The sequence below is a fragment of the Caulobacter sp. P1_D6 genome, assembly GCF_056406095.1.
The window spans coordinates 1-26,206 of sequence record NZ_JBFUAW010000004.1 but is presented as its reverse complement, the minus strand read 5'-3'; the positions used below and the strand labels follow the sequence as shown (position 1 = coordinate 26,206).

Here is a 26,206-nt window from a genome sequence, read left to right as displayed (position 1 = left end):
CGCCGCCGCCAGGCCTCACCAGGGTTCCGATGCTCTTCCTGCTCAACGACGTCATTCTCAGCATCGACTCGGCGGAACTGACCCCGCCGATCACCAGCGATCGTTTCGCGCAGGTGTCGCTGAACTATGTCGCCAAGCTGGGCCAGGAGCTCTACGCCGCCGAGCCGCTGCTGCATCACAAGGATCCGGAGAAGGCCCTGCGCCTGGCCGCCCTGATCATCGCCAAGGCCCCCGACATCAACGCGGCGCTGTTCATCGCGCCGTCGCGCGGCTGCCTGGTCGACCAGGTGCAGGTGCGCTACGCGCAGCTGGGTCTGGAGATCATGGGATCGCTGTTCGAGCGCCAGAAGGCCGGCGCGCTCAGCAACGTTGAAGCGGACCGCCAGGTGTGGCGGCGTCTGGCGGCCTGACCGCCGGGGCTTGAAGCGCCCTTGGGACCCGTTCGTGGTCCCGAAAGTCCTGATCGCCTACAGAAAACCGATCAGGCTGAACAGCCAGCTCAGGACCATCGCCAGGATCACCAGGCCCGCGAACGCGGTGCCCAGGCAAAGGGCGTTGCCTTGAGGGGTGCAGACTCCGCGCCGGTGACGCGGCTCGTGAACCATAGCCATTGTCGTTTCCTCTTTCGCGGCCGCCCCTCTGACGTGGGCAGGTCCGCAGTAACGTCAGCATGACTCTAAAACCCTGCAATGACTAGGGTCGTTCCCTGGTTTTCGTAGGCTGGGTACGGGGCGGGTTGTCGCAGCGCCCGCGGCGCGTCGCGACGGCGCCGATCGTCACGTTTCAGGCGTATTCAATCTGCACCGTAGGGTTGTTCGATGGCGTGCCGACATGCCACAACGACCAACGCCGCCTGGAGAATCCGCATGTCGCAGCGCTTGATGTCCCGCAGGACGTTCGCCCTGTCCGCCGCCGTCGCGCCGCTGATCGGCCCCGGGGTCGCCGCCGCCCGCGCGGGCGGCGACTGGGTGCGCAGCGAGACGCCGGGCTTTGTCCTGTACGGCGACGTCGGCGAGAACACGCTGCGGGGCTTCGCGCGCGATCTCGAGGATTTCGACGGCCTGCTGCGAACGCTGCACGGGGCGATGGAGCGGTCCGACGGGCGGCCTCTGCCGATATACCTGGTGCCTCGCCGGTCCGACCTGCGGCGGGTGAAGCCCGACCTCGACCAGGCGATCGGCGGCTTCTACTCGGCTTCGATCGGCGACACCTTCGCGGTCATGAGCATCGAGGGCGGCGAGGATCGCGGGCGCGGCACCCTGTTCCACGAATACACCCACCATTTCATGAGCCAGCACGCGCCGGCCGCCTATCCGGCTTGGCTGGTCGAGGGCTACGCGGAATATTTCAAGACGGTGCGGTTCAAGCCCGACGCCGTCGAACTGGGCGTGACCAACGAGAGGATCGCCTGGCTGCGCGGCCGCGTCTGGGACCCCTATGATCAGATCCTGGGCCGCCGAGCCCTGGAGGGCCGCGACCGGGACGTCGATGCGTTCTACGCCCAGTCCTGGATACTGACCCACTACATGATGTCGGATCCCGAGCGACTGAAGCGCCTGACGGCCTATGCCGGGGCGGTGGCGGCCGGCGGCGACCCGGTCGGCGAGATGGTCACGGCGGCCGGCATGCCCCTGGCCGACCTGGACCGCACGCTCAAGCGCTACATGACCAAGCTGCCGGGACTGCGGATGCCTCGGCCCACGCCCAGCGCCACGCCGGCCGCCGTCGTGCGGCTGCCGCCCTCGGCCGACGACCTGCTGCTGGAGAACCAGCGCCTGAAGATGGGCGTGCCGTCCGCCGACCGGCCGGCCGTGCTGGCGATGGTGCGCGAGCGCGCCGCCCGCTATCCCGACGACCGCCTGGCCGATCTGACCCTGGCGCGGGCCGAGAACGACTTCGGCGATCGGCCCAAGGCCCAGGCCATCCTCAAGCGCCGGATCGAGGCCGACCCCCGCGACGTCGAGGCGATCCAGATGCTGGGCTGGTCGTTCATGCTGCAGGCCCGCGCCGACCGGCCGCAGGCCGCAGCCCTGCTGAACGAAGCGCGCAACTGGTTCGGCAAGGGCTTCGCGGTCGATCCGAACGTTCCCCTGCTGCTCTACGACTATGGGATCAGCCGGCGCGGCGAGGCGGGCTATCCCAACGACAACGCCGTCAACGTCCTGCTGAAGGCGCAGCAACTGGCGCCGCAGGTGGCGGCCTTCCGGCTGGCGGCCGCCGACGCCCTGATGCGCCGCGACCGCTTCGACGAGGCCGCCGCGCTGCTGGAGCCGGTGTTCAACAATCCGCACGGCGGTCCCGAACGCCAGCAGGCCCGCGCGCGGTTCGAGCAGGCGGTGGCCCGCCGCCGCCCGGTCGGGACTGGCGCGGAGCCCGCCGCCGAGGACGACAAGGCCGCGCCGGCCAACTGATCGTCGGTCTTGCGCATGGTGGCGATACCCGTCTAGCTTCGGTGCAACGTTAGGGGGAGTGGCGTCGCGTGCGTGGATTTCCAAGCCGGCTCTTGCCGGGGCTGTTGGCGGCCGCTGTGTTGGCGGTTGGTTCTCCGGTCAGGGCCGAATGGCTGCGGGCCGAAAGCGAACACTTCGTGGTCTACGGCCGCAGCGAGAAGTCGGTCCGCGAATACGCCACTATGCTGGAGGACTTCGACTCCCTGCTGCGCCGCATGCACGGCCGGCCCGAGGACGAGGTCACGCCTCGCAAGCTGCCGGTCTATCTGGTCTCGGACCTCAAGCAGCTCCAACGGGTTCGGCCGCAAGCCAAGGCGGGCCTGGCCGGGGCCTATTTTTCCGGGTTCCCCGAAGTCTTTGTCGTGGCGATCCGCAATAGCAGCACCGGCGCCGTCGATCTCAACAAGGGCGACGACACGGTGCTGCACGAGTACGTGCACCACTTCATGATGCAGTACTATCCCAGCGCCTATCCCAGCTGGCTGGTCGAGGGCTACGCCGAATATTACATGACCGCCGACCTGGCCAGGACGCAGCTGGTGGTGGGCGGGTTCAACCAGGGACGGGCTCGAACCCTGATGCAGCCGGGCTCGTGGATCCCGATCCAGGACGTGCTGGCCAAGCGGACCAGCGAGTTGAAGACCCCGCGCGAGCACTACGCCTACTACGCCCAGGCCTGGCTCCTGACCCACTACATCCTGTCCGATCCGGCGCGCCGCAAGCTGCTGTCGACCTATCTGGACGCCGTCCGCGACGGGCGTGATCCGGTGCAGTCCTGGAAGGACGTCTATGGCGACGACCCTGCGGGCCTGACCCGCAAGCTTTCCAACTACATGCACCGCCCCATTCCGGCCGTCGGCCTTTCGCGCACCGGTCCGCTCGACGCCCCGGTGACGGTGACGCATCTGTCGCCGGGCGCCGACGACCTGATCCTGGAGGGACAGCGCCTCAAGGTCGGCGTGCCCAAGGCGGAACGACCCGAGATGCTGGCGCAAATCCGCGAAGCCGCCGCCAAGCAGCCCAAGGACCGGTTCAGCCGGCTAGTCCTGGCCAGGGCCGAGACGGTCTACGGCGATCGCGCCGCCGGCGAAGCGATCCTGAACGACCTGCTGGCCGCCGATCCTAAGGACGAAGAGGCGCTGGTGGCGCTGGGCGAGAGCAAGTTGTCCGCCTCTCGGGGCGATCCCGGCCAGCGGGCCGCCAACCTGGCCCAGGCCGGCAAGCTGTTCGCCCGCGCCTTCAAGGTCAATCCGGACAACCCCCAGACCCTGCACGGCTATGCCGACGCCCGGGGCATGGAGCCCGTGACCGAGAGCCTGGCCGACATTCGCGTGCGGGCGGTGGTGCTGGCCCCGCAGATCGGCCACCTGCGGCTCGACGCGGCTCGGACCCTGATCCAGGTCAACGATCTGGAGATGGCGCGCACGATCCTGGCGCCCCTGGTCACCAATCCGCACGGCGGCCCCGAGGTCGCGGCGGCCCAGGCCATGCTCAAGAGCATCGAGGCCAAGGATGTCGCTGCGGCCAAGGCCGCCGCGCCGGAAGAAGGCGAGGCCTCGGCGTCGGGAGAGGGTGACAAGGACGCCTCGGGGAGCTAACCCCCGGGGATGAGCACCTCCCTCGCCCTCGAGGCCGCCCGTCGGCGCACCTTCGCGATCATCAGCCACCCCGACGCCGGCAAGACCACCCTGACCGAGAACCTGCTGCTGGCCGGCGGCGCCATCCGCGCGGCCGGCGCCGTGCGGGCCCGCGGCCAGGCGCGCCGCACCCAGTCCGACTGGATGAAGATCGAGCGCGAGCGCGGGATCTCGGTGTCGGCCAGCGTCATGACGTTCGACCACGACGGCCTGATGTTCAACCTGCTGGACACCCCGGGCCACGAGGACTTCTCGGAAGACACCTACCGCACCCTGACGGCCGCCGACGCGGCGATCATGGTGCTGGACGCCGCCAAGGGCATCGAGCCCCAGACCCTGAAGCTGTTCGAGGTGTGCCGCCTGCGCGACATCCCGATCATCACCTTCATCAACAAGATGGACCGCGAGGCCCAGGACCCGTTCGAGCTGCTCGACGAGGTGTCGTCCAAGCTGGCCCTGGACCCCGCGCCGCTGTTCTGGCCGGCCGGTTCGGGCGGACGGTTCAAGGGCATGCTGGACCTGCGCGCACAGACCTTCATCCCCTACGCCAAGAAGAGCTCGACCGACGAGGAGGGCCATCCGCCCGCCGTGTCGCTGAAGTCGAACGCCATCGTCCAGTACCTCGATCCCGAGGAGCTGTCGGAAGTGGAGGAGGGGGCCATGCTGGTCTCCGAGGCCGCCAAGCCGTTCGACGTGCAGTCGTTCCTGGAAGGCCACATGACGCCGGTGTTCTTCGGCTCGGCCCTGCGCCACTTCGGCGTCAACGAGCTGCTGGCCGGCATCGGCGCCTATGCGCCCCCGCCGCATCCGGCCAAGGTCAGCAAGGGCGGGGTCGACACCCACATCGCCCCCGGCGACAGCGAGGTCTCGGGCTTCGTGTTCAAGGTCCAGGCGAACATGGACCCCAATCACCGCGACCGGATCGCCTTCCTGCGCCTGACCAGCGGCCGCTTCACGCGCGGCATGAAGCTGAAGGCCCAGAACACCGGCAAGGCCATGAGCGTCAACGCGCCGATCATGTTCTTCGCCAGCGACCGCGAGCTGGCCGAGGACGCCTTCGCCGGCGATGTGATCGGCATCCCCAACCACGGCGTGCTGCGGGTGGGCGACAGCCTGTCCGAGACCGGGACCCTGCGCTTCGCCGGCCTGCCCAACTTCGCCCCGGAAATCCTGCGCCGCGTGCGCGTGAAGGATCCGCTGAAGGCCAAGCACCTGAAGAAGGCGCTGGAAGGCTTGGCCGAGGAGGGCGTGACCCAGCTGTTCCGCCCGATGATCGGCAGCTCGGACTTCATCGTCGGCGCCGTGGGCCAGCTGCAGTTCGAGGTCATGGCCGACCGCCTGGCCAACGAATACGCCCTGGACTGCATCTTCGAGGCCGCGCCTTACGCCGAGGCCCGCTGGCTGGGCGGCGATCGCGCCGACGTTGAGGATTTCGTCAACAAGCACCGCACGGCCATGGCCCACGACATCGACGAACAGCCGGTGTTCCTGGGCAAGTCGAGCTGGGAAATCGGCTATGTCGCCGAGCGCTTCCCCAAGGTACGGTTCGAGCGGACGAAGGAACGGGGATAGGGCTCACCATGCGTCGGGGCGGGGTTGGCGTTCTCTTGGCGGCCACCTTGCTCGGCGCGGGTCCTGCCTTGGCGCAAGAGGCCATCCCGGCCGATGCGCCCGTACGGGTGAACCACGACGACGTCAGCCGCTACTATCCTATCGAGGCGTGGCGGGCGCACGTGTCCAGCTGGGCGCGGGTGCGGTGCACGCCCGACGACAAGGGCGTTCTGCTCGACTGCATCGTGGTCGGAGAGGGCCTCGCCGATCAGGGCTTCGGCCAAGCCGTCTTGAAAGTGGCCCGGCTGACGCGCATTCCGCCCACCAGGCGGGCCGAGTTCGCGGGCAAGCCGTCCTATCTCCTCTATGTGTACCGCCACCCCGACGGCGGCGAGCTCGACCCCGGCCCGGTTCGTGGCCCGGATCGGGCGGTGATCGAAGGCGCGCGGCCGGCGGGTTCCGAACCGATCGGCATGGCGACCGTCAGGTGCCCCGTGCCGCTGACGAAGCCGGATCCGCTGCACGACTGCGTGGCCGTCGCCGAATCCCCATCCGGCCAGGGGTACGGCGCGGCGGCGGTCGGTCTCGCCGAACGCGACTTCCACCTGATCTCCGACGCGCCGGCCGAAGTGGAGATCCGGTTCGCCTTGCCGCATCCCATGACGCCGAACCGGCGCTGGACCGCCGAGGTGAAGGCGCCGGGCATGGGTCTTGAGCTCGTGCCGATCGGCCCGGGCCCCAGCATCGCCGGGACGCCGGAAATCTATGTGAACCTGATATGCCGGTGGCGGCCAGACGGACGCCTGCGGAAGTGCCGGGCGGTTCCCACCAATCCGCCGATGCCCAGGAAGACGGTCAAGGCGGCTATCGCCTTCATGCCGAGCCTGAAGCTGGTTCGGCATGTGACGTTCAACGTCAACTGGGGCCAATAGGGCCTTCGCACCCCTTTCCATGGGTTGCTGTATAGCTTCAATTCTACTTGACCGCGCATTGTCGCGGGCGGACCCTTCCGCGCTCTTCCTCGCCATTTGAAGGGGCGTCTGGAGTGACACGGGATCTGGGCAGGGTTGGAGGCGGCCAGGCCGGGCGCTGGGGCGGCGGCTTCGTCGCGGCGTTGTTGCTGTCGATCGCCACGCCCGTCGCCGCGTTCCAACAGCGCCCGGTGACGACCACGGCCGTTCCCACCGCCGCGCCCGCCGCGACGCCGGCCGCCGCCGCGCCCAGGACCTATGCCGAATGCCTGCGGTCCTATGTCGGCCGGACGAACGCGGCGGCCTATTGCCAGCGCCTGTTCCCGACCACGGCGCCCGCCGCCGCGACGCCGTCCACGACCGCGCCGGCCGGCGCGACGTCGACGACGCCGACCCCGCCCACGACGACCCCGCCGACCCGTGAGCCGGTCGACCTCACCAAGCTGATCGAAGCCTGGCAAAACCGTCCGAGGACGCCTCCGGTCACGCCCAAACCACCGGCCGATCCGCTGGCCGTGATCCCCGGGATTCAGGCCGCCTGCGCCAGCTACGCCAGCGTTCCCGAGCGTTGGCGGCGCTGTGTGGCCGATGCCTGGCGTACGGCCGGACTGCGGGGCCAGCCGCCGCTGGTGCTGCAGAACCCGCCGGTGGTCGAGCCGCCTCCACCCGTCGTCCAGCCTCCGCCGGTTCAACCGCCGCCGCCCGTCGTGTCGGAGCCGCCGATCCAGACCCCGCCGGTGCTGACGCCGAAGACGGTCGAGCCCGAGCCCGTCGTCGAGCCCGCGCTTCCGCCGGTCGCGATCGTCGAGCCGCCGCCGGCGCCGCCTCCCGTGGTGGTCGCCCCGCCGCCCCCGCCGCAAGCGCCGCCTGCGCCCAAGTCCCCGGAGACGCCGATCTGGTTCTGGCTGATCGCCCTGGTCGCGGCCGCGGGCGGCGGCTTCGGCGTCGCCAAGCTGCTGAGCCGGGCCCGTCCGTCGTCGTCGCGTCCCGCCAAGGTCGCGGCCGCGCCCTGTCCCGAGATCGCCCTGGTCGCCGATCCCGGCGTCGTCGTCCTGACGCCCGACGGTCCGCCCCGGGCCGGCATGGCGGTGTCGCTGCGGTTCGAGGCCGCCGTCGACGGCGGCGAGGTGAAGCTGGACTATCCCACGCTGGAGACCGCGCCATGACCGAAGCCGCAGCAAGCGCGCCGACCACCTGGCGCGCCCTGTTCGCCGCCGACGGCGGCGATCCGCTGGAGGCCTGCAAGGACGCCCCGCCCCTGACCGAGGCGATCTCCCAGGCCGCCCAGAAGTTTCCCAGCGCCTGCTGGGACGACGTCGAGGGCGGCTGCCGTCGCGAGGTCGACAAGCTGATGGACCTGTCGGTCGAGAAGGTGCTGTTCGACGGCTGGATGAAGCTGGAGCGCTTCAAGAAATGCGTCGAGGAGTCCAAGGCCCGTCCCGACGACGCCTTCTTCCAGGATCTCGACGACCACAAGATCGTCTCCACCCACAAGCCGCGCATCGAGCTGCGCTACGGCGCGGTCAAGATCGCCGACCTCGACTTCGAGATGGAGCTGGCCCTGAAGGTGAAGGGGGTGCGGCTGGAGGTGCGCGGCGGCAAGGTCGTCTGCGCCACGGCCGGGGTGTTCGCCGCCAACGCCAAGCTGTCGCTGCACGACCAGGTGCTGATCGAGAAGGGGACGCCGGAGTTCTCGGCCCCGACAAAGATCCGCTTCTCCTGACGACCGGCGTTCGCTGTTTCTCCAAGCGCGGCTTTTCCACTTCCCCGGGATACGGCTAGGAAGGAAGCCGGAACCTGGAGAATCCCCATGCCCGCCAACGCGCCGCTCGCCATCGGCCTGGTCGCCCACGACGACAAGAAGGCGGCCCTGGTCGATTGGGCGGTGGCGCACCGGGCGTTCCTGTCCCAGCACAAGCTGTACGCCACCGGCACCACGGGCGGACGCATCCTGCAGGCCCTGCCGGACCTGGCCCTGACCCGACTGAAGAGCGGCCCGCTGGGCGGCGACCAGCAACTGGGCGCGCTGCTGGCCGAGGGGCTGCTGGACATGCTGGTGTTCTTCGTCGACCCGCTGTCGCCCCAGCCGCACGACGTCGACGTCAAGGCGCTGATCCGCATGGCGACCCTGGCCGACATCCCCTTCGCCTGCAATCCGGCGACGGCGGACCTGATCGTAGCGGCGCGTTAGTCCGCTAGCCCGGGAACTTCAGCAGGTTCGGCCTGGGGATCGCGGCCTTGAACGTGCCCCGGGTCTTGGCGGTGTCGAGGCCGAAATCGGCCCAGGCCTTCAGGAAGCCGGCGGCGGGCGTGGCGTCCGAGAGGGGCGACAGGACCAGCACGGGGCGGGCGGCCAGCAGCTTGCGGGCGGCCGCCCAGGCTTCGGGCTCGACCGTGGCGTAGGCGCCCTCGCCGGCCACCAGCTCGGCGGCCAGGGCCGGATCGGCGAAGTGCAGGGTCACGGCCGTGTCGGCCGGGAGGTCGGCCAGCGCCGTCAGGGCCTCGATCACCCCGGTCAGCACCATCTTGGCGCCGCTCACCCGTCGCTCGCCGCCGGCCGCGCCGGCCAGGGTCCCGTCGGCGTTGCGGCGGACATGGGCCCAGCCGCCGTAGCCGGGGTCGGGTTTGCAGAGCGAGGCGGTCCAGAGGTCGATGGAGCTGGTCATGTCGCTCTGTTTAGAGGCGAGGGCGAAAGCTGGCCAGAGGAGGCGGCCGGCAGCGGCGCCGTGACGAACGCCGTTCTCCGAGTCATGCTCGCGTCCCGCCCACCGAGTCGGAGCCTGGCATGGCTGATCTCATTCTCGCCGTCCTGCACCACCTGCTGATCCTCTCGCTGGCGGGGCTTCTGTGTGTAGAGCGGGTGCTGGTCAGGCCCGGCCTGAGCGGCTCGTCCCTCAGGATCCTGGCGAAGATGGACGCCGCCTACGGCGCGACGGCGGGGCTGATCCTGGTGGTGGGCTTCTGCCGCGTCTACTGGGGCGCCAAGGGCGCGGCCTTCTATCTCGAGAACCCGCTGTTCTGGGCCAAGATCGCCGCCTTCGCGGTGGTCGGGCTGCTGTCGATCCTGCCGACGATCATCATCCTGCGGTGGGGCAAGCAGGCCAAGGCCGATCCTGCCTTCGCCCCCTCCGACGTCGACATCGCCAAGGTTCGGCGGGCGCTCGGCTGGGAGCTTGTGGTCTTCGCCCTGATCCCGATCTTCGCCGCCGCCATGGCGCGCGGCTACGGCCTCTAGAGGCCCGCGAACCGCCGACCGGGCGGAGGGCGGAGAGCTCCGCCGGAACGGATGGTAAACGCGATCTTAAATTCTATGGTTAACGTCATTTTCACTTGAGTGAACAATGTTCTAACAAGTGCGCCCGCACGTGCTTTCCCATAAAGATCCGCCAAGCAAGAAGTGTGCCAAATCGGTGCAAAAACAGGGGTTTGGCGGGCATTCGGGAACGAAGTGTAAACACGCTCCAAATATTTATGGTTAACGCCATCTTCACACCCGTTAACCGCTTGTTAAACGCGTTGGCTCCGGCTTTGCTACTCGAGCGTTGAACCCTTGCCGGACGTCCCGGCGTGGGACGGTCCGTGTGCGGAGTGCGCAGCGATGTTTGATTTCGGTCGTGATCTGAAGAAGCTCTTTGGAGTCGACGCCGGGGCGCCCGCCCGGGCGGCGGCGCATCGCGACGGGCTGACGGGCGGCGACACGTCGCTGCTGGAGCTGCTGGACCTTCGGCTGCTGGTCAACGAGGCCCGCTCGGCCGACGTGGCCGCCGGCCGGATCGGCGCCAAGGATCGCGGCCATCGCCTGCTGGAAGCCGCCGTCGTCTGGCGCGAGCTGGCCCGCCGCTCGGGCGACGCCACGGCCCTACGTAAAGGCGCCGCCCAGGCCGAGGCCGCCGCCAAGATCTTCGAAGCCGAACACAAGCAGGACAGCCTGGCCGCCGCCCGCTGCGAGCAGGCGACCCTGGCCGTGCTGGGCGCCGACCTGTTCGGCGACGAGGGGCTGCACGCCGCCGCCGGCGCCACCCTGACCCTGGCCAAGACTGCGCCGGGCCACCGCTGCGCCATGGCCGAGGCCCTGCTGGCCGGGCTGGAGGGCCGCGTGGCCCTGGGCGAGAACGACCTGGACCGCGCCCTGGCCGCCGCCGAGGCCTTCGAGGCGCCGCTGCGGGGCCTGTCGGCCGCGCGCCGCGTCAAGGGCGGGGCTTCGCGCCTGCTGCTGGCCGACCAGCGCGCCGCCCGCGTCGAGCTGCTGCTGGCCTGCGCCGCCCGCCTGAAGGACCGCGCCCTCACCGAAGTGGCGTTGAACGAGGCCCGCGAGGCCGAGGCCGGCCTGGATCCCGATTTCGAACCCCTGGCCTGGTCGCGCCTTGAGTCCCTGCGCGGCGCGGCCCTGGTGCAACTGGGCGAGCTGGACGGCGAGATCAACAACATCGCCGACGGGGTCGAGGCCCTGGCCGCGGCGCTGGAGCCGGTCACCGCCGACCACAGCCCGATGGACTGGGCCCGAGCCCAGGCCGCCCTGGGCGCCGGCCTGCAGGCCATGGGCGAGGCCACCACCTCGGAGCGCTGCTTCGAACGGGCCGTCACCTGCTACGACCGCGCCTCGCACATCCTCAAGACCCAGCCGGCCCTGGCCCTGCGCGCCGTGGTCGCCAACAACCGCGCCCTCAGCCTGGCCCGCTGCGCCGAGCTGACCGCCGACCTGGCCGTGCTGGACGCCGCCGAAATGGCCTTCAAGGCCGAGCTGGCCGCGACCCCGGGCGCCCGCGACCCGGCCACCTGGGCGGTGACCCAGATGAACCTGGCCCGCCTCTACGAGGCCCGGGTCGAGATCACCGGCCGCGACGACGGCCGCCTGGACCGGGCCGCGATGGCCCTGGCCAGCGCCTTCGACATCTTCGCCGAGCTGGGCCTGCGGTCGCTGACCGACTTGGCGGCTCAAGGGTTGCAAAGGGTGAAGCAGGCGCACGCCGCCTGACCCAAAATGAAACCGGACGGCCTCGAACGGGCCGGACCCAAAGACCAGTAGGGAAGACCCAGTGATCGCTTCGTTGCTCGCCGCCGCCGCTGTTTCGATCGTTCCGACTCCGATCGCCGATCAGCCCGCCGTCACCCAGGTGAAGGACGTCCAGCCGCAGATCGCCGAAGCGATGCTGAGCTGCATGGTCAAGCGCGACGGCGGTCTGACCGCCTGCTCGGTGCAAAGCGAATTCCCCGCCGACATGGGCGTCGGCAAGGCCGCCGTTTCGATGGCCTCGCAGTTCCAGGTCGAGCTGATGGGCCCCGACGGCAAGAGCCGCGCCGGCTCGTTCATCGACGTCCCGGTCCGCATCCGCATCCGCTAAACGGTTCGTCCCGAAGCCTCGACCCGAGACGCGACACGCCCTAACTTTGGCGGCGCAGCGTTTCGGGGGCGGGCATGGGCGGAAGTTTCGAGGACCTGGACGTCTCGCGGGTCGTCTATCTCCTCATCTATCTTTTCATCGTGATCATGGGACTGCGCGGCCTGCCGTCGGTGGTCCGCCGTCGCGCCGAGCCCGCGCGCTGCAAGGCCTGCGGGACGCCGATCGGTCCCGGCGCCGCGCCGCACGGGCCCTGGGGCGGCTGGACCTGCACCGCCTGCGGCGGTCCCGTCGAACCCGCCGAAGAACTGCCGGCTCGGACCGGCCTGCGCGGATGGATGGACCGGTATCCGTGGGCGGTGCACGGCGCCGTCTGGGGCCTTGTCGTCTGGGGCCTGCTGGCCGGCCGCGATCTGTGGCTGCACGAACCCACGCCCGACATCGTGACTCTGCCGTTGACCGTCGCCGGCGGCCTGGGCGTCGGCTGGCTGCTGACCCTGATGCAGGGCCGGCGCGGCTAGGCTCACCAGCGCCTGGGCGGCGGAGCGTCGTCGTCTTCCGGCGGCGGCGGGGGATCGTAGCGATCGTCATGGCGCTCGGCGTCGTAGCGATCCCGTTCGCGAGCCTCTTCCCAGCGTCGGCGATCGTCGCGCTGCGCCTGCTCCCAGGCCGCCCGTCGATCGCGCTCACGCCGGGCTTCGCGTTCATCTTCCCACCGTTGCTGGGCAAGCTCGTAGCCGCTCTCGCGTTCACGATCCCATCGGTCGTCGACCGGCTCGGGCGGCGGCGCGAGATCGTCCTCGTCGTCGACCTGAGCGACCCGCGCGGGCGCATACCGGGGTGGTGTCGGCGGGGGTCTCGGCGACGCGGGACGGAAGGTGGGCGTCTGGACGAACAGCGCCTCGCGGCCCTTGGCCATGGCCTGGGCGGCCTCGGACAGGCCGACGTCCAGCGGACTGGCCCGCGCGACCAGCGCCTTGGGCGGCTCTACCAGGCGGATGCGCAGGCCATCGTCCCCCACCGCCTCGGCGGGCGGATCGGGGCGCGTCAGCGCGGGCCAGACCGCCATTCCCAGGGCGGCCGTCGTCACGATCGCGGCCACGGCCACGCCGGCGGCCAGGGCCGTCTTGTTCTTGGGCAGTTCCACTAGGGCGCTCCGGAGACGGAAGGCCCCTCGACGGGAAAGGGAACGGCGTCGGCGGACGCCAGTTCCGCGCGAATTTACGTCTTTGGTGGAGGAAGGCCTTAGGCCGCCGCGACGTCGCCGGTCGTGCGGCGCATGCGCCAGAAGCGGATGGTGCGCAGGGCGGCCTCTCGGGGCAGGGCGGCGTAGAGCTCGCCATAGCCCTTGGCCTTGCCCATGGCGTTGTCGTTCGGATCCAGGATCAGCAGGGCGAAGGTCAGGAACAGGGCGCGGTCGAAGTCCGCCGCCTTGCAGACCACTGACAGGGCGTCCAGTTCGCGGCGCTCGATGATCTTGCGGGCGGTGTGGAAGTCGATGTCGGCCAGCTCGGCCAGGGCCACCAGGAACTGGCTGGTCCTGTTGCTGCGCAGCATGGCGACAAGGGCCTGGGGCGTGATCGCGCCGCGCAGCTTCAGCGCCACGATCTCGTCGACCGCCGCCTGGTAGTCGGCCGGCAGGGCGCCGTCGCCGGCGGCGACGCGGTTGCGGCCGGCCTTCAGCGCCGCTTCCAGGATGGCCGGATCGACATCGGCGTTGCGCTCCATGATCCGGTCGCGCAGGCGCGCCTCGGCCACGAAGTACATCTCGTTGAGCAGGTCCATGGGCATGGCCTTGCGATCGATGACCGCCTCGTGCAGGGCCGGATTGGCCGCCGCGCGATCGACCGCCGCCTCGTGGGCCTGGCGGGACAGCACCGCGCCCTCGTTGCGCAGCAGCACGCCCAGGGTGGTGTCGTCGCCGCGCTCGACGATGGCGTCGGACACCAGGCTGGGCACGACCGGGCGCTGCGAGATGGCCCGCAGGTGATCCTGGCCCTGGGTGCGGGCCACATGCAGCAGGTCGGCTTCGCTGAGCTGGGGCGCGCCTTCCAGGATCGGACGGGCAATGGCGATGCTGTCGCTGGCCAGGGTGCGGGTCAGGGTCGGCGGCGGGGTGGCGGTCGCGCCCAGGCGCTCGGCCAGCTCGATGCGCACCGCCTCTTCCATCTCGCCGGCCAGCTGGCCCATCACGTCGTCGAACAGACCCATCTCGACGTCGCCGTGACCATCGGCGGCGAAGAACAGGTCGGTGACGCCGCGCAGCAGTTCGCGACGACGCGAGCTGGAGGGCTCATCGGCCAGGGCGATGAGGTCATGGAGGCGCGACTGGATCAAAGGCCTTCGTTCCGGGTCTTGGCGCGGCGGGCCGCGCTGTCGTCGTCATTGTCGTCATCGCCGCGCGCGCCGGCCGCCAGCCAGTCGGCCGAGCCGTGCATCGGGACGGCGTCCTTGGTCTCGGGGGGCGGTTCGCTGGCGGTGACCAGGACGCGGTTGTCGGGGGTGCCCCTCGGCGCGGCGTCGGGCGTGAGGCCGTATTCGCGATCGACCGAATAGAAACGGGCGCCGGTCGCGCCGGTCGCGGCGACGTCGGCGGCGGCGACCTCGCGAGGCGGCGGCTGCGGGGCGGGTGGGGCGACGGCGGTCATCCGGGAGCTGCGGTAGCTCGACCAATCCTTGGCCGGGGCCGGGGCCGGGGCCGGGGCTTGGGCTGGGACCGGGGCTGTTGTCCGGGCGACGGCGGACGCGGAGCGCGGCGCGGCGTAGAGGCTGGTCGGCGGCGTGGGGGCAGGCGCGCTCTGGGCGGGCGAGGCGTAGACGGCGGGTGCGGGCGTCGCCCGGTAGCCGGCCCAAGGCGCGAGCGGCGCGGGTTGCGCCGGGGCGGAGGTCGCGGGCGCGGCGACATTGCTCGCCGGCTGGCGCTTGTTGGACCAGCCCAGCATCGGGCCGTCATAGCGCGCGGCGGCCGTGGCGGACGCCTGCCGGGGCGTGGTCGGGCCGTAGCGGCTCTCGCGCGCGCCCTCGGCGTACGCCGGGGCGGCGACGCTGAACAGCACGGGCAGGAGCAGGGCGAGACGCATGAACCGGTCCGAAACGAGCGCGGGATCGGCCTGATTGATAGGCGTGCGGGCTTAATCTTGACCTAACGCGGCCCGGCCTCGCCGAAAGATTGTGGTGTCATGTCGCGTTTCCGACCTTGGCCGTCGGCGATCAGCGGCCGCGCCACCAGGCCAGCAGGCGGCGTTCGGCCAGGCTCAGCAGGCCGTGCAGCGCCACGCCCAGCACCGCCAGCACCGCCAGGGCGGCGAACACCCGCGCGGTCTGCAGGCGGTTGGAGGCCTCCAGGATCCGCCAGGCCAGGCCCTGATTGCCGCCCGATCCGGCCACGAACTCGGCGACCACGGCCCCGACGACGGCCAGGCCCGCCGCCACCTTATGCCCCTCCAGCAAGGCGGGCACGGCCGAGGGCAAGCGCAGGCGCCACAGTCTCTGGACGCGGCGCGCGCCGTAGAGGTCGAACAGGCGGGAAAGGTCCGGATCAGTCGCTTTCAGACCGGTCAGGGCGCCCGAGAAGATCGGGAAGAAGGCCGCCACGGCCGCCAGGGCGACGACGGCCCGCTGCGGATGCTCGATCCCGGCCCAGATGGTCATCAGCGGCCCGATGGCCACCAGCGGCGTCACCTGCAGGGTGACGGCCACGGGGCGCACGGCGTCCTCGACCGTCGGGTTCAGGCTGACCAAGAGGGCCAGGCCGCAGGCCAGGACGCTGGCCAGGGCCAGGCCGATCAGGGCGGTCGACAGGGTGTTCCAGGCGCTGGCCAGCAGCAGCGGCCAGCCCTCGGCCAGGGCCGCCCCGATCGCCGACGGCGCGGGCAGGAGATAGACGGGCACGGCCAGGGCGCGGCAGGCGAGCTCCCAGGCGGCAAGCAGCAGGGCGATCAGGAGCAGGGGGGCGAGGAGGCGGGTCATGCGGCAAGCCCCCTCCGGCCCTTCGGGCGACCTCCCCCAGAGGGGGAGGATCGACCCGTCAGCTGCTCCCCCTCTGGGGGAGCTGTCGCGGAGCGACTGAGGGGGATCATGCGGCGGCCCCGATCTTCCCGGCCAGCAGCCGCGACACCGCCTCGGCCGTCTCGCGGAACGCCGCCGTGGTGCGGAAGCCCGGCGGGCGGACCACCGGTCCCTCGACCGCCACCTCGCCGGCGATGCGGCCGGGGCCGGCGCTCATCACGACGACGCGCCCCGCCATGTAGACGGCCTCCTCGACATTGTGGGTGACGAAGACCACGGCCGGGGCCAGCTCGGCCGCCAGGGCCAGGACGTCGTCGGCCAAGGCGCGACGGGTGATCTCGTCCAGGGCCGCGAACGGCTCGTCCAGCAGCAGCAGGCGCGGGCGGGTGACCAGGGCGCGGGCCAGGGCGGCGCGCATGGCCATGCCGCCCGACAACTGGGCGGGGCGGGCGTTCTCGGCGCCGGTCAGCCCGACCTTGGCCAGGGCCTGGACGGCCTGCTCGCGGGCCTGCGCCCTGGGCGTACCGGCCAGTTCCAGCGGCAGGGCCACATTGGCCGCCGCGCTCATCCACGGGGCCAGGGTCGGGGCCTGGAAGACCACCGAGGTCTCGCCCTTTCCGGCGGCGCGGGTGACAGTTCCACGCGTCGGCGGCTCCAGCCCTGCCAGCAGCCGCAGGGCCGTGGACTTGCCGCAGCCCGACGGTCCGACCAGGGCGAGGATCTCGCCGGGGCTAAGCGCCAGGTCGACCGGCCCGAGGGCTCGGCCGCGACCGGGATAGTCGACCTCGACCTGATGGAGGGCTGCGATCACTTCGGCAGGAAGTCCAGCGTGTAGGCCGACTTGTAGTCCATGTCCTTGGGGTACACGCCCTGCTCGGAGGCGACCTTGAAGAACTCGGCCCAGCGCGCGTCGTCCATCTTGCCCACGCCCTGGCGGGGCACGATGCCGTAGGACCGCATCTTCTCGCGGGCCTGGTCCAGGACGTCCTGGGTCATTTCCGGATTGTCCTTGAGGATCAGGGCGTCGCCCGGCTTGGCGTCGCCGTAGAGGTAGCTGGTCCAGCCCGCCGCCGTGGCCTCGACGAAGGCCTTCACGGCCGCCGGGTTCTTCTCGATCAGCGCGGTGGGGACCAGGGCGAACGAGGCGTAGGCGGGATAGCCGTCGTCGGCCAGCAGGAAGACCTTCGGCGTGATCTTGCCCTCCTTCTGGATCAGGTAGGGCTCGGACGTCGCGTAACCCTGCTGGACCACGGACTTGTCGGCCAGGAACGGGGCGGACGAATAGTTGTACTTGCGCACCTGGTCGTCGGTGAAGCCGTGCTTGGCCTTCAGCCACACCCAGAAGGCGGTGATCGAGGCGTCCGACAACAGGATCGGATGGCCCTTCATGTCGGCGATGGAATTGATGCCCTGGCCGTCGTGGGCGATCAGCACCTGGGGGTCCTTGTCCATGAAGGCGGCGACGGCTTTGACCGGGACCCTTTCCTTGGCCAGGTTCAGCACGATGAAGCTGTTGGAGCCGACGCCGACATCGACCGCGCCGGTGGCCAGGAGCTGGGGCACGTTCACGCCCGGACCGCCCTGGATCAGGGTCACGTCCAGGCCGCGCTTCTTGTATTCGCCGGTCGCCAGCGCCTGGTAGTAGCCGCCCAGCTCGGCCTCGCCCTTCCAGTCGGTGGCCAGCTTCAGCGCGGTGCGGCCGGGGACCTCGGCGGTCTCCTTCTTGGCCGGCGAGCAGGCGGCCAGCGCGGCGCAGAGGGCCAGGGCGGCCAGGCGCGGTATCTTCATGGTCGTCTCCCCGAAGTGCCGGGGGAGGTTAGTGGGGGAGGGCTGGGGAGGGAAGCCCAGTATGGGGTCAGCAGCTCACCCACTTGCCCCCACCTGACCGCTTCGCGGTCTGTCCGCCCCCGTAGGGGGCGGAGGACGAAGAAAGCGCGGCACCCTCTTACCCCTGTGGGGGAAGACGACCGCGAAGCGGTCCGTAGGGGGCCAGTGTTAGCCGCCTCTGACGAAGCCTACTTCCGCGCCAGCCACCGGCTGATCTTGGCGTACAGCACCTCACGCTGCACGGGCTTGGCGACGTGGTCGACCATGCCGGCGGCGTAGCAGCGCTCGACCTGCTGGGGCAGGGCGTCGGCGCTCATGGCGATGATCGGCACGTCGCCGGCCCCGCCGACCAGCGCCTTGATGGCCCGGGTGGCGGCCAAGCCGTCCATCTCGGGCATGTGGATGTCCATCAGGATGATGTCGAAGCCGCCGCGCGCCGCCTTGGCCACCGCCTGCTGGCCGTTGTCGGCGGTCTCGACCTGGCAGCCGACCAGGGTCAGCAGGGCCGCGCCGATCTCGCGGTTCATCGGGTGGTCGTCGACCAGCAGGATGCGCGCCGCGCCGGGCGCCGCCATCGGCCGGGGCTCGCCGGCGTCATAGGCCTCGACCTGGGGCGCCTGCAGCTCCAGCCAGAAGGCCGAGCCGTGACCCAGGGCGCTGTCGACCTCGATCTTGCCGCCCATCAGCTCGACCAGCGCCTTGCTGATCGCCAGGCCCAGGCCCGCGCCGCCGTAGGGACGGCTGGCCGAGCTGTCGATCTGGCTGAAGCGCTGGAAGAGGCGGCCCTGCTGCTCGATGGCGATGCCGACGCCGGTGTCGATGATCTCGAACCGGAGCCGGTCTTCCATCTCGCCGGGCTCGACGGTCAGGCGGGCGCGGATCCGCCCGACCTCGGTGAACTTCACCGCGTTGTTGAGCAGGTTCAGCAGCACCTGGCGCAGGCGCAGGCCGTCCAGGTCGTGCAGGCCGCCAACCGGATCGACGACCTCGACCTCCAGCGTCAGCCCCTTGTTCTCGGCCTCGGGCCGGATGATGCCCACCGCGTCGTGCAGCACCGCCGCCGCCGAGGTCGGCTGGAACAGCAGCTCCACCTGGCCCGCCTCGACGCGCGAGAAGTCGAGGATGTCGTTGACGACGGTCAGCAGGGCCGTGCCGGCGCTGTCGATCAGGGTCAGCTGGCGGCGGACGTCGGGCGGCAAGTCCCGGCGTTCGACCAGCAGCTGCGAGAAGCCCAGCATGCTGTTCAGCGGCGTGCGGATCTCGTGGCTCATGGTGGCCAGGAACTCGGTCTTGGCCTCGTTGGCGGCCAGGGCGCGGGCCCGGGCGGCGCGGGTAAGCTGCTCGCGGCGCACCAGCAGTCGGCGCAGGCGCTCCTGCTGGGCCAGGGCCAGGCCCGTGGCCAGGCTGGTGACGAACAGCACGCCGACGAACACCTGGACCAGCCGGTTCTGGTGGGCCTGGGACCAGTCGGTGGAGATCTGCGGGGTCCACAGCCCGTGGACGGTCAGCGGGATGGCCACGCAGGCGACGATCAGCGAGGTCTGGGCCGCTCCGCGCGGGCCCAGGCGGAAGGCGGCCAGCAGGGCGACGGGGAACAGCAGGAACGGCGCGGGCAGGCCCTTGGCGTGGAACACCAGCGCCGACAGGCTCGCCACCAGCAGGCCCAGGCCCAGCTGTTCCAGCACCGGGCGCTGGAAGGCCCGGCGGTGCTCGCTGTCCAGCAGCACCAGCACGGCGGGCAGGACGATCGCCATGCCCAGCACGCCGCACAGGAACCAGTCGGTCAGCACCGTCACGAAGGGCAGGCCGTAGCCCAGGGTCAGCACCGCCGCGGCGATCGCGGCCATCGCCAGGGTGACCGGCGCGGTCAGGGTGGTCAGCAGGGCCAACTGCCGCATGGTCCGCACGCGCGGCGGTCCGCCGAAGAAGCGCCGGGTCACCCACCAGACCAGCAGGGCCTCGCCGATGTCGACCACGGTGTACAGCGCCGCGCGGCCCGGGCCGTCGCCGACCAGCAGGTCGATGGCCACGTGGCCGATCACGGCGATGATTGTCAGGATCAGGCGACGGCGCGGGTTCAGCACCAGCAGCCCGCCGGCCAACAGGGCGTTGGAAGGCCACAGGGTCGGGACGCCGAGCGCGTTGCGGGTCAGGAAATCGCTGAACGCCTGGCTGGCCACCAACGCCACGGCCAGGACGAACAGGATCCTGTCCTGCCGCCGCTGTTCCTGATGGGCGACGTTAGCCTGCATTGTTTTCCCGTTCCCCGGACGGGAGAAATACGCGAACAGGGCCTTTACGTTTCGTCGATACGCGAAGCTGTGACGCTTTGCCGCATCCTAAGGTGAAGTTCAATCACGTCCTGGTTGTGGGTCGTCCTGGTGCAAGACTTCGCGCCGTCGCCAGGCGTCGATCCGGGTCATCAGCGGGGTGGCGGTGACACCGTGGATCAGGATCGAGCACAGCACGACGAAGCCGGCGATCGCCCATAGCCGGTCCCAGCCGTGGAAGTCGCCGTGGTTCAGGCCATAGGCCAGGTAGTAGAACGACCCGATCCCGCGAATGCCGAAGAAGGCCACGACCGCGCGCTCGCGCATCGAGTGCGGCGCGCCGATCAGGCCGATCCAGCCGGCCAGCGGGCGGACGATGAACACCAGCGCCAGGCCGAACGCCGCCTCCTTCCAGGTCAGGGAGTCCAGCAGGCCGCCCGCCACCGCGCCGCCCAGCAGCACCAGGACCAGCATCATCAGCAGGCGCTCCACCTGCTCGGCGAAGTCGTGCATGGCTTCGTGGAATTCGTGGTCGCGCTCGGTCGCCCGCAGGGCCAGGGCGGCGACGAACACCGCCAGGAAGCCGTAGCCGTGGGCGGCCTCGGCGACGCCGTAGGCCACCAGGGTCGCGCCCAGGGCCACCAGGCCGTCGCCGGTGCCCGAGATCCTGGCGTGCGGGGCCTTGAACGTGGCCCAGCCCAGCACCTTGCCGACCGCCCAGCCGACCCCGGCCCCGGCGACCACGCGCCACAGCACGTCGACCGCCAGCCAGTGCGTGACCAGGCCTTGGCCGACCGCGCCGCCGGCGAGAGCAATGGCCACGGCCAGGTGCACGAAGGGGAAGGCGAAGCCGTCGTTGAGGCCGGCCTCCGAGGTCAGGGCGAAGCGGGCCTCGCCGTCCTCGCCCGACCGCGGCGGCCCCACCTGGACGTCCGAGGCCAGCACCGGATCGGTGGGCGCCAGGGCGCCGCCCAGCAGCAAGGCCGAGGCCAGGCCCAGGCCCAGGCCGTGGACGCCCATCAGCGTCACCGCGACGATGCTCAGCGGCATGGTGATGGCGATCAGCCGCCAGGACGAACCCCAGCGTCGCCAGCCGATCCGCCGGTCGATCTTCAGCCCCGCGCCCATCAGCGAGACGATCACCACGATCTCGGTCATCCGTTCGGTCAGGGTCGAGAACCTCACCGGATCGGAATGGAAGGGCAGGAGGCCGCCCTGGAACACCACCACGCCGATCAGCACGCAGAGGATGGCCAGGGAGAGCGGGAGGCGGCTGAGCGCCATCGGCAGCCACGCGACCAGCAGCACGACGACGCCGAGGCCGAGCAGGAACAGCAGATACGGATCGAACATCCGTCCCTAACGCGTGGGCGGGGTAAGCGGAGGCGCCTGGGATCCGAACCGCCCCGAACCCGGCGACCTCGTCGGGCGTTATGACCCCGGATCTTCAGGTCCGAGAGCTGGGAGCGTCATGGATAAGCTGTTCGCCAAATTCGCCAACGCCACGGCGCGGGTCACCGGCAGTCCGCCGGCCTTCATCCTCTGCGTGCTGCTGGTCGTCGTCTGGGCCGCCAGCGGGCCGATCTTCAAGTTCTCGGAAACCTGGCAACTGGTGATCAACACCGGAACCACGATCATCACCTTCCTGATGGTGTTCCTGATCCAGAACACCCAGAACCGCGACGGCGCGGCGGTTCAGACCAAGCTGGACGAGCTGATCCTGACCTCCGAGGCCGAGAACGACTTCATCGGCATCGAGAAGCTGACCGAGAAGGAGCTGGCGGCCATGCACGCCCGCTGCACCGAGCACGCCCAGATCGCCCAGGACCGGTTGGAGAAGGTCGCGGCCGAGCGCGAGTCCCGCAAGGGCGCCAAGGCCTCGCCGAAGGCAAAGCGTCCACCGGCCAAGCGCCCGGCCGCCAAGGACGCGCCGGCGCGGCGGGTTAAGACGTCGTAGCCCCAATCCCGCTCATCCCGGCATTCGTCGGGATGAGCGGATGTTTTTGAGCGCTACTTCTTCTCCAGCAGCAACGTACCCTGCTTCTTGACCTGGCCGGTGATCTTGCCGGCGATCACGCCCAGCAGGCCGGGCAGGACGATGTCCATCCGCACGGAGTCCTCGAACACCGTCAGCACGCCCGAGATCGGCTGGCCCATGGCCTGGGCCGAGAAGGTCAGGGCGTCGCCGGCCCACGACTTCTGGACGTCCTTGACCATGCCGCCGGTCTGGCTGAGCAGTTGGCCGAACCCTTCCTCGATGCGGCGGTGCGCCTCGGCGGCGCCCAGTGCGTGGGGAATGGTGATGGTGACCGGCTTGCTCATGCCCGTGGCGCTCCTGCTCTGCGGGTCTAAACGCCCGTCGGCGAGATATGGGGGCGAAGCGGCCATATCATACGTCCGGAACTGACGCATCGGTCGACGAAGGTGTGGACATCCACGGAGGACGCCATGACCGACATCGCCATGCCCAGCCTGTTCCAGCCCCGGTCCCGCTCGGTCCGTTTCACGCGCCCCGGCCGTCCCGGCGGCGTGATTGGCGCGCTGAACTACGCCGGCGTGCTGCTGGTCTGGGGCGCGCTGTTCGTGTGGGATCCCCGGCTGGCCATGCAGGTGCTCCGCGAGCGCCGCGCCGACTCGCCGATCCGCCGTCGCGACTAGATATTTTGAGCATGGCGGGCGCCGAAACCGGCATCCACTTTCGGCTGCCATGCTCTAGCCAAATCCGCCAGACGGTGGGATGGCAGGGACATGCAGCGCACCGTCTCGATCGCCCATGTCAACCACCGCCTGAAGGCCCCGTTCCGCATCTCGCGCGGGGTCAAGACCGCCGCCGAGGTGGTGGTGGTCGAGGTCGTGGAAGGCGAGCTGGTCGGGCGAGGCGAGAGCGTGCCCTACGCCCGCTACGACGAGACGGTCGAGAGCGTGGTCGCCCAGCTCCAGCCCGCCGCCCAGGCCCTGCGCGACGGCGCGCGGCCGCACGACGCCCTGGCGCTGCTGACGGCCGGCGCGGCCCGCAACGCCCTGGACTGCGCCCTGTGGGACCTGCGGGCCAAGCGCGAGGGGCTCAGCGTCGAGGCCCTGACCGCCCTGCGCGTGCCCGACAGCCTGGTCACCGCCGTCACCGTCAGCCTGGACGGCGTCGAGGCCATGGGCGCGGCGGCCCGGGCCGTGGCCTCCGCGCCGCTGATCAAGGTCAAGCTGTCGGCCGAGGATCCCGCCGGCCGCCTGTTGGCCGTGGCCAAGGCCGCCCCGGACGCCCGGCTGATCGTCGATCCCAACGAGGGCTGGGATTTCACCATCCTCGACGGCCTCAAGCCGGTGCTGTCGGACCTCAACATCGCCCTGGTCGAGCAGCCCTTGCCGGCCGGCCAGGACCAGGCGCTGGAGGGCTACGACCCGCCTTATCCGATCTGCGCCGACGAGTCGGTGCACACCGCCGACGACCTGGCCGCCCTGCGCGGCCGCTATCGCGCCGTGAACCTCAAGCTCGACAAGTCGGGCGGCCTGACCGAGGCCCTGCTGATGCTGGAGGAGGCCCGCAACCACGGCTTCACGCTGATGGTCGGCTGCATGGTCGCCTCGTCCCTGGCCATCGCGCCCGCCCTGCACCTGGCGGGTTCGTGCGCCTTCGCCGACCTGGACGGGCCCTGGTGGCTGGCCGAGGACCACCCCGGCGGCTGCCGGGTGGCGGACGGGCGGATGACGAGGCCGGCCGAAGGGTTCTGGGGGGATGGCGTTACGGCGACGGGGCTGTGGCTCTAGCGCGGCGTTTCAGGTAGCCGCGTCGACCTTACGTCCACCGCCCCGTGGCATTCGCCGCACCGCACCTTGGTCTCCAGCGGATGTCCGCACGGCTTGTGGATCAGCACCTCCGGCGGCCCGGCCTCGCCCGCCAGCCAGCGATCGCCCCAGGCCATCAGGGCCGCGATCAGCGGGAAGAGGTCGCGAGCCTCGTCGGTCAGCCGGTACTCCCAGCGCTCGGGCCGGGCCTGGTAGAGCCGCCGCTCCAGCATGCCCAGGGCCGTCAGCCGCGTCAGCCGGTCAGCCAGGATGTTGGTCGCCGCGCCCAGCTCGGCCTGCAGGTCGTTGAACCGCCGCCGGCCGTAGAAGGCCGCGGCCAGCAAGTGGGCGGTCCAGCGGTCGCCCAGCACGGCGATCGAGCGCTCCAGCATCGGCGTCAGCGGCTGGGCGGTCTCGACGGTCGAGCGACGTTGCAGGCGGGCGCGGGGCGCCGGCTCCAGCCCGGCGCCCGGACCGGGGATCAGCTCGACGTCGCGCGCCTCGACCGGCCGGTCGCAGGCCTTGCAGACCAGCTCGGCGACCAGCGGCTTGCCGCAGGCGGCGTGTTCGATGCGATGCGAGGGGCTGGTCTCGTCATAGTGCCAGCGGGTCTCCCAGCGCAGGATCATCAGGGCCGCGTCGTACAGGTCCTTGCCCATCGCCGTCAGGTGATAGCCGTGGCGGACGGGACGGTCCTGGTAGGGCCGCTTCTCCAGCACGCCGGCCGTTTCCAGCCGCGCCAGCCGATCGACCAGCAGCGAGCGCGCCATGCCCGTCAACCGCACCAGGCCGTCGAACCGGGTCTCGCCCATGAAGGCGGCGTAGAGGGTCAGCAGGGTCCAGCGGTCGCCGATCAGGTTCAGGGCCCGCGCGGCCGAGCTGGCGCGGACCATTGAAGCAGGGGGGGCGGCGACCTCGGTCATGATGCTTGGTTCGGGTGTTTCGCGTCGGTGTGTCAACGCGGAGCATTGTCTCGCGAGGGGTCGCTTGTATAGTCGGACTCACTAAGCCGAGGTCACATCGGCGAGTTGGGGTTGCGAGCGGGAGGCGACGGCCATGGTCTATATCCTGGGCGGCTGGCAGAGCGATTTTTCGGTCAATTGGGCGCGGCAAGGCCTGAGCCTGACCGACGCCTTCGCCCAGGCGGTGGGCGAGGGGCTGGCCGCCGTCGACCTGGACCCCGGGGACCTGGAGACCGGCCATGTCGGCAACTTCGCCGGCGAGCTGTTCGCGGGGCAGGGGCTGCTGGGCGGCTTCTTCGGCCAGGTGCATCCGGCCCTGGACGGCCTGCCGACCGCGCGCCACGAGGCGGCCTGCGCCTCCGGCAGCGTGGCGATCCTGGCGGCGACCGCCGAGATCGAGGCCGGCCGCTACGACCTGGCCTGCGTGGTCGGGATCGAGCAGATGCGCAACGTCCCCGGCCAGACCGCCGCCGAACACCTGGGCTCGGCCGCCTGGGTGGGCGAGGAGTTCCAGGACGCCCGCTTCCTGTGGCCGCGCGCCTTCTCCGACCTGGCCGACGAATACGACCGCCGCCACGGCCTGAAGTACGAACACCTGATGGCGATCGCCCAGAACAACTTCGCCAACGGCCGCCGCAACCCCAACGCCCAGACCCGCGACTGGCGGTTCGGCCCCGAGGCCTTCACCGCCGACGACGTCGCCAATCCGGTGGTCGAGGGCCGCACGCGCAAGCAGGACTGCGGCCAGGTGACGGACGGCACGGCGGTGGTGTTCCTGGCGTCGGAGCGCCGGGCCCGGGCCTACGCCTTCCTGCGCGGCGTGCCGCTGGAGAGCCTGCCGCGCATCAAGGGCTGGGGCCATCGCTCGGCCCCGATCAGCTACGCCCGCAAGGTCGAGGCCAGCCGCGACCAGCCCTATGTCTTCCCCCAGGTGCGCCGCGCCATCGAGGAGGCCCGGGCCAGGGCCAGGATCACCGACCTGTCGCAGGTCCACGCCGTCGAGGTCCACGACTGCTTCACCGCCACCGAATACATGGCCATCGACCATCTGGGCCTGACCGCGCCGGGCGAGAGCTGGAAGGCGGTCGAGGATGGCTCCATCGCCATCGGCGGCCGCCTGCCGGTCAACCCCTCCGGCGGCCTGATCGGCGCGGGGCACCCGGTCGGCGCCACCGGCGTGCGCATGGCGCTGGACGCCTTCAAGCAGGTGACCGGCGCGGCCGGCGACTGCCAGGTGGAGGGGGCGAAGACGGTGCAGACCCTGAACATCGGCGGCTCGACGACCACGACGGTGAGTCTGGTGGTGGGGCTGTGACGACGCCGCCTGCTTTAGGTCCTCCCCCTGTGGGGGAGGCGGCGCGAAGGCGCCGGTGGGGGGAGTGGTCCCACCTCACCGCTACTCCCCCCGCCC

General features: G+C 70.7%; 28 protein-coding genes. 16 read left to right on the top strand and 12 right to left on the bottom strand.

The features are described from left to right. Nucleotides 1-29: 29 nt before the first annotated feature. The gene (locus tag AC1DYP_RS02175; RefSeq protein WP_477044938.1) at nucleotides 30-410 is read left to right on the top strand and encodes a hypothetical protein; all 381 of its coding nucleotides are present in this window, start codon (nucleotides 30-32) and stop codon (nucleotides 408-410) included. 57 nt (nucleotides 411-467) lie between these two features. On the opposite strand, the gene AC1DYP_RS02170 is transcribed toward AC1DYP_RS02175, so the two are convergent. Continuing rightward, nucleotides 468-611 (bottom strand): hypothetical protein, encoded by a 144-nt coding sequence (locus AC1DYP_RS02170; protein ID WP_477044937.1) that lies wholly within the window; start codon nucleotides 609-611, stop codon nucleotides 468-470. 255 nt (nucleotides 612-866) lie between these two features. Here AC1DYP_RS02170 and AC1DYP_RS02165 point away from each other — a divergent pair, with 255 nt between their 5' ends. The 7 genes from AC1DYP_RS02165 to AC1DYP_RS02135 all read left to right on the top strand — a co-directional run bounded on the left by AC1DYP_RS02165 (nucleotide 867) and on the right by AC1DYP_RS02135 (nucleotide 8,800). After that, a complete protein-coding gene (locus AC1DYP_RS02165) occupies nucleotides 867-2,411 on the top strand; it encodes a DUF1570 domain-containing protein (protein WP_477044936.1) in 1,545 nt (514 codons plus the stop codon). A gap of 119 nt (nucleotides 2,412-2,530) precedes the next feature. Continuing rightward, nucleotides 2,531-4,048: a DUF1570 domain-containing protein gene (locus AC1DYP_RS02160; protein ID WP_477044935.1), complete on the top strand. Its 1,518-nt coding sequence runs from the start codon at nucleotides 2,531-2,533 to the stop codon at nucleotides 4,046-4,048. A gap of 9 nt (nucleotides 4,049-4,057) precedes the next feature. Further along, nucleotides 4,058-5,659 carry a peptide chain release factor 3 gene (locus AC1DYP_RS02155; protein WP_477032055.1) on the top strand — a complete coding sequence of 534 codons (1,602 nt, stop codon included), beginning with the start codon at nucleotides 4,058-4,060 and terminating at the stop codon, nucleotides 5,657-5,659. 35 nt (nucleotides 5,660-5,694) lie between these two features. Next, the gene (locus AC1DYP_RS02150) at nucleotides 5,695-6,570 is read left to right on the top strand and encodes a hypothetical protein (protein WP_477044934.1); all 876 of its coding nucleotides are present in this window, start codon (nucleotides 5,695-5,697) and stop codon (nucleotides 6,568-6,570) included. 113 nt (nucleotides 6,571-6,683) lie between these two features. Then, a complete protein-coding gene (locus AC1DYP_RS02145; protein WP_477044933.1) occupies nucleotides 6,684-7,775 on the top strand; it encodes a hypothetical protein in 1,092 nt (363 codons plus the stop codon). After that, entirely contained in the window at nucleotides 7,772-8,332 is a 561-nt protein-coding gene (locus AC1DYP_RS02140; RefSeq protein ID WP_477044932.1) for a hypothetical protein, read from the top strand. The genes AC1DYP_RS02145 and AC1DYP_RS02140 overlap by 4 nt, the downstream gene beginning before the upstream one ends. A gap of 87 nt (nucleotides 8,333-8,419) precedes the next feature. Next, nucleotides 8,420-8,800, top strand: a complete 381-nt coding sequence (locus AC1DYP_RS02135) for a methylglyoxal synthase (RefSeq protein ID WP_477044931.1) — start codon at nucleotides 8,420-8,422, stop codon at nucleotides 8,798-8,800. Nucleotides 8,801-8,804: 4 nt separating this feature from the next. Here AC1DYP_RS02135 and AC1DYP_RS02130 read toward each other — a convergent pair whose 3' ends face one another. Further along, the gene (locus tag AC1DYP_RS02130) at nucleotides 8,805-9,275 is read right to left on the bottom strand and encodes a ribonuclease H family protein (RefSeq protein WP_477044930.1); all 471 of its coding nucleotides are present in this window, start codon (nucleotides 9,273-9,275) and stop codon (nucleotides 8,805-8,807) included. A gap of 119 nt (nucleotides 9,276-9,394) precedes the next feature. Between AC1DYP_RS02130 and AC1DYP_RS02125 the strand changes: the two genes are divergently transcribed. The 4 genes from AC1DYP_RS02125 (at nucleotide 9,395) to AC1DYP_RS02110 (ending at nucleotide 12,469) form a co-directional block, all read left to right on the top strand. Then, on the top strand, nucleotides 9,395-9,844 hold the full coding sequence (locus AC1DYP_RS02125) for a DUF2214 family protein (RefSeq protein WP_477044929.1): 450 nt from the start codon (nucleotides 9,395-9,397) through the stop codon (nucleotides 9,842-9,844). Nucleotides 9,845-10,207: 363 nt separating this feature from the next. Next, nucleotides 10,208-11,584 carry a hypothetical protein gene (locus AC1DYP_RS02120; protein WP_477032047.1) on the top strand — a complete coding sequence of 459 codons (1,377 nt, stop codon included), beginning with the start codon at nucleotides 10,208-10,210 and terminating at the stop codon, nucleotides 11,582-11,584. A gap of 61 nt (nucleotides 11,585-11,645) precedes the next feature. Beyond that, nucleotides 11,646-11,951: a hypothetical protein gene (locus AC1DYP_RS02115; protein WP_477044928.1), complete on the top strand. Its 306-nt coding sequence runs from the start codon at nucleotides 11,646-11,648 to the stop codon at nucleotides 11,949-11,951. A gap of 74 nt (nucleotides 11,952-12,025) precedes the next feature. Further along, a complete protein-coding gene (locus tag AC1DYP_RS02110; protein ID WP_477044927.1) occupies nucleotides 12,026-12,469 on the top strand; it encodes a hypothetical protein in 444 nt (147 codons plus the stop codon). A gap of 2 nt (nucleotides 12,470-12,471) precedes the next feature. On the opposite strand, the gene AC1DYP_RS02105 is transcribed toward AC1DYP_RS02110, so the two are convergent. From AC1DYP_RS02105 to AC1DYP_RS02070, 8 genes are all read right to left on the bottom strand, one after another. Continuing rightward, the gene (locus AC1DYP_RS02105) at nucleotides 12,472-13,095 is read right to left on the bottom strand and encodes a hypothetical protein (protein WP_477044926.1); all 624 of its coding nucleotides are present in this window, start codon (nucleotides 13,093-13,095) and stop codon (nucleotides 12,472-12,474) included. A 98-nt stretch (nucleotides 13,096-13,193) separates the two neighbouring features. Next, nucleotides 13,194-14,285: a DUF2336 domain-containing protein gene (locus AC1DYP_RS02100; protein WP_477032043.1), complete on the bottom strand. Its 1,092-nt coding sequence runs from the start codon at nucleotides 14,283-14,285 to the stop codon at nucleotides 13,194-13,196. Then, on the bottom strand, nucleotides 14,282-15,028 hold the full coding sequence (locus tag AC1DYP_RS02095) for a hypothetical protein (RefSeq protein ID WP_477044925.1): 747 nt from the start codon (nucleotides 15,026-15,028) through the stop codon (nucleotides 14,282-14,284). Before AC1DYP_RS02095 ends, AC1DYP_RS02100 begins: the two co-directional genes overlap by 4 nt. Nucleotides 15,029-15,158: 130 nt before the next feature. Then, nucleotides 15,159-15,917: an ABC transporter permease gene (locus AC1DYP_RS02090; protein ID WP_477044924.1), complete on the bottom strand. Its 759-nt coding sequence runs from the start codon at nucleotides 15,915-15,917 to the stop codon at nucleotides 15,159-15,161. A gap of 106 nt (nucleotides 15,918-16,023) precedes the next feature. Continuing rightward, on the bottom strand, nucleotides 16,024-16,767 hold the full coding sequence (locus AC1DYP_RS02085; protein WP_477044923.1) for an ABC transporter ATP-binding protein: 744 nt from the start codon (nucleotides 16,765-16,767) through the stop codon (nucleotides 16,024-16,026). Next, nucleotides 16,764-17,744 (bottom strand): ABC transporter substrate-binding protein, encoded by a 981-nt coding sequence (locus AC1DYP_RS02080; protein WP_477044922.1) that lies wholly within the window; start codon nucleotides 17,742-17,744, stop codon nucleotides 16,764-16,766. The genes AC1DYP_RS02085 and AC1DYP_RS02080 overlap by 4 nt, the downstream gene beginning before the upstream one ends. A 227-nt stretch (nucleotides 17,745-17,971) precedes the next feature. Continuing rightward, entirely contained in the window at nucleotides 17,972-20,035 is a 2,064-nt protein-coding gene (locus tag AC1DYP_RS02075; protein ID WP_477044921.1) for an ATP-binding protein, read from the bottom strand. A 99-nt stretch (nucleotides 20,036-20,134) separates the two neighbouring features. Beyond that, complete coding sequence (locus AC1DYP_RS02070) at nucleotides 20,135-21,406, bottom strand: cation:proton antiporter (protein WP_477044920.1); 1,272 nt, start codon at nucleotides 21,404-21,406, stop codon at nucleotides 20,135-20,137. 118 nt (nucleotides 21,407-21,524) lie between these two features. Between AC1DYP_RS02070 and AC1DYP_RS02065 the strand changes: the two genes are divergently transcribed. Further along, nucleotides 21,525-22,010 carry a low affinity iron permease family protein gene (locus AC1DYP_RS02065; protein WP_477044919.1) on the top strand — a complete coding sequence of 162 codons (486 nt, stop codon included), beginning with the start codon at nucleotides 21,525-21,527 and terminating at the stop codon, nucleotides 22,008-22,010. Nucleotides 22,011-22,063: 53 nt separating this feature from the next. Here the strand turns inward: AC1DYP_RS02065 and AC1DYP_RS02060 are convergent, their stop codons facing one another. Continuing rightward, nucleotides 22,064-22,375, bottom strand: a complete 312-nt coding sequence (locus AC1DYP_RS02060) for a polyhydroxyalkanoic acid system family protein (RefSeq protein ID WP_477032035.1) — start codon at nucleotides 22,373-22,375, stop codon at nucleotides 22,064-22,066. Between the two features lie 126 nt (nucleotides 22,376-22,501). On the opposite strand from AC1DYP_RS02060, the gene didA reads away from it, so the two are divergent. Together didA and dgcA are read left to right on the top strand one after the other, a co-directional pair. Then, nucleotides 22,502-22,711, top strand: a complete 210-nt coding sequence (gene didA / locus AC1DYP_RS02055) for a DNA damage-induced SOS-independent cell division inhibitor A (protein ID WP_477044918.1) — start codon at nucleotides 22,502-22,504, stop codon at nucleotides 22,709-22,711. 90 nt (nucleotides 22,712-22,801) lie between these two features. Then, entirely contained in the window at nucleotides 22,802-23,815 is a 1,014-nt protein-coding gene (gene dgcA, locus AC1DYP_RS02050) for an N-acetyl-D-Glu racemase DgcA (RefSeq protein ID WP_477044917.1), read from the top strand. Here the strand turns inward: dgcA and AC1DYP_RS02045 are convergent. Beyond that, entirely contained in the window at nucleotides 23,812-24,756 is a 945-nt protein-coding gene (locus AC1DYP_RS02045; RefSeq protein ID WP_477044916.1) for a winged helix-turn-helix transcriptional regulator, read from the bottom strand. The genes dgcA and AC1DYP_RS02045 overlap by 4 nt on opposite strands. Before the next feature lie 133 nt (nucleotides 24,757-24,889). Here AC1DYP_RS02045 and AC1DYP_RS02040 point away from each other — a divergent pair, with 133 nt between their 5' ends. Beyond that, the gene (locus AC1DYP_RS02040) at nucleotides 24,890-26,110 is read left to right on the top strand and encodes an acetyl-CoA acetyltransferase (protein WP_477044915.1); all 1,221 of its coding nucleotides are present in this window, start codon (nucleotides 24,890-24,892) and stop codon (nucleotides 26,108-26,110) included. Nucleotides 26,111-26,206: the final 96 nt, after the last annotated feature.

What these genes read in the sequence shown, in the direction of transcription:
- AC1DYP_RS02175 (WP_477044938.1), top strand. Translation starts at nt 30, where the DNA reads ATGCTCTTCCTGCTCAACGACGTCATTCTCAGCATCGACTCGGCGGAA.
- AC1DYP_RS02170 (WP_477044937.1), bottom strand. Translation starts at nt 611, where the DNA reads ATGGCTATGGTTCACGAGCCGCGTCACCGGCGCGGAGTCTGCACCCCT.
- AC1DYP_RS02165 (WP_477044936.1), top strand. Translation starts at nt 867, where the DNA reads ATGTCGCAGCGCTTGATGTCCCGCAGGACGTTCGCCCTGTCCGCCGCC.
- AC1DYP_RS02155 (WP_477032055.1), top strand. Translation starts at nt 4,058, where the DNA reads ATGAGCACCTCCCTCGCCCTCGAGGCCGCCCGTCGGCGCACCTTCGCG.
- AC1DYP_RS02140 (WP_477044932.1), top strand. Translation starts at nt 7,772, where the DNA reads ATGACCGAAGCCGCAGCAAGCGCGCCGACCACCTGGCGCGCCCTGTTC.
- AC1DYP_RS02135 (WP_477044931.1), top strand. Translation starts at nt 8,420, where the DNA reads ATGCCCGCCAACGCGCCGCTCGCCATCGGCCTGGTCGCCCACGACGAC.
- AC1DYP_RS02130 (WP_477044930.1), bottom strand. Translation starts at nt 9,275, where the DNA reads ATGACCAGCTCCATCGACCTCTGGACCGCCTCGCTCTGCAAACCCGAC.
- AC1DYP_RS02125 (WP_477044929.1), top strand. Translation starts at nt 9,395, where the DNA reads ATGGCTGATCTCATTCTCGCCGTCCTGCACCACCTGCTGATCCTCTCG.
- AC1DYP_RS02120 (WP_477032047.1), top strand. Translation starts at nt 10,208, where the DNA reads ATGTTTGATTTCGGTCGTGATCTGAAGAAGCTCTTTGGAGTCGACGCC.
- AC1DYP_RS02110 (WP_477044927.1), top strand. Translation starts at nt 12,026, where the DNA reads ATGGGCGGAAGTTTCGAGGACCTGGACGTCTCGCGGGTCGTCTATCTC.
- AC1DYP_RS02095 (WP_477044925.1), bottom strand. Translation starts at nt 15,028, where the DNA reads ATGCGTCTCGCCCTGCTCCTGCCCGTGCTGTTCAGCGTCGCCGCCCCG.
- AC1DYP_RS02090 (WP_477044924.1), bottom strand. Translation starts at nt 15,917, where the DNA reads ATGACCCGCCTCCTCGCCCCCCTGCTCCTGATCGCCCTGCTGCTTGCC.
- AC1DYP_RS02080 (WP_477044922.1), bottom strand. Translation starts at nt 17,744, where the DNA reads ATGAAGATACCGCGCCTGGCCGCCCTGGCCCTCTGCGCCGCGCTGGCC.
- AC1DYP_RS02075 (WP_477044921.1), bottom strand. Translation starts at nt 20,035, where the DNA reads ATGCAGGCTAACGTCGCCCATCAGGAACAGCGGCGGCAGGACAGGATC.
- AC1DYP_RS02070 (WP_477044920.1), bottom strand. Translation starts at nt 21,406, where the DNA reads ATGTTCGATCCGTATCTGCTGTTCCTGCTCGGCCTCGGCGTCGTCGTG.
- AC1DYP_RS02065 (WP_477044919.1), top strand. Translation starts at nt 21,525, where the DNA reads ATGGATAAGCTGTTCGCCAAATTCGCCAACGCCACGGCGCGGGTCACC.
- AC1DYP_RS02060 (WP_477032035.1), bottom strand. Translation starts at nt 22,375, where the DNA reads ATGAGCAAGCCGGTCACCATCACCATTCCCCACGCACTGGGCGCCGCC.
- didA (WP_477044918.1), top strand. Translation starts at nt 22,502, where the DNA reads ATGACCGACATCGCCATGCCCAGCCTGTTCCAGCCCCGGTCCCGCTCG.
- dgcA (WP_477044917.1), top strand. Translation starts at nt 22,802, where the DNA reads ATGCAGCGCACCGTCTCGATCGCCCATGTCAACCACCGCCTGAAGGCC.
- AC1DYP_RS02045 (WP_477044916.1), bottom strand. Translation starts at nt 24,756, where the DNA reads ATGACCGAGGTCGCCGCCCCCCCTGCTTCAATGGTCCGCGCCAGCTCG.
- AC1DYP_RS02040 (WP_477044915.1), top strand. Translation starts at nt 24,890, where the DNA reads ATGGTCTATATCCTGGGCGGCTGGCAGAGCGATTTTTCGGTCAATTGG.